Source organism: Aerococcus sp. L_32, from assembly GCF_050689315.1.
The window spans coordinates 1-984 of the sequence record NZ_JBOEQF010000652.1 but is presented as its reverse complement, the minus strand read 5'-3'; the positions used below and the strand labels follow the sequence as shown (position 1 = coordinate 984).

1 protein-coding gene is annotated in these 984 nt (G+C 38.4%); it reads right to left on the bottom strand.

The window, feature by feature from the left end:
- Positions 1-591: acyltransferase family protein (locus ACRCJ0_RS15465; RefSeq protein WP_431391078.1), on the bottom strand; the 591-nt coding region annotated here is incomplete at its 3' end.
- Positions 592-984: the final 393 nt, after the last annotated feature.

Sequence of the window (984 nt, the reverse complement as noted above, 5' to 3'; positions counted from 1 at the left end):
GTAGTAAACTCGTGACGGGTCTTCACCAGGTGTGAAGATCATCGCCATCAAAATTCCTGACAAAACCGCGGCACCAAGCATGACCACTCCTGATTGCCATTTAGTTTTAGTATAACGTCGACTAGCATTAAAGAATAAGGGCCATATCACCATAAATTGCATATAAACGGCAATATACCAGTAATGTGTTGTTAGCGACGGGTGTAGCATATTCGCAAAATAGGATGATCCAGATAATATTTGCTGCCAATTATTGACAAATAACAAGGATGTGGTTAGATTAATGCCGATATTGACCAATAACTGTTGCCTAAATAGTAGTAAATAAGTCAGCCCCACCATTGTAATAATGACCATAGGCCACCAAATTTTACGTATGCGACCCCAGGTTTTCTTAAAATAAGATTCCTGGATATCTGCTTCATATTTACTCTCCATTTGACTAGTCACTAAATACCCCGAAAGTACGAGAAAAAGATCTACCCCTAAAAAACCACCAGAAACACGGTGGGTTAGATAGTGGTATAAAATAATACCCAACATCGCTAAGAATCGAATTGTATCAAACTGTGTAAAGTAGTTTTTCTTCATTACCCTCGCCTCTCTAAATTGCCAAGCACGCAATTTTCATTGCTCGAGACAATTTACGAATTATAATACATATATTATATCGATAGTATAGGAAAATGAGAACATCAATTTTTGAGATTTCCCAAAGCCCTGCCGACAAACGTCGCACTAAAGAGCAAAAAAGCGGTTGAGCCCTAGCCTCAACCACTTTAGAAAATAAAAAAGCATATATGCTACCAAACACCTGTTGGTTAAACAACACATATGCCGAACCAATTTTTCACCTAAATGAATTGGCCTTGATTTATTCATAAGACTTATGGATATATTCCACTCCTAGCGAACTTCATCACGCTAGGAGTAGATAGAGCTAGACTCGGTTATACAGGGTATAACCACCATCATGACACTCCG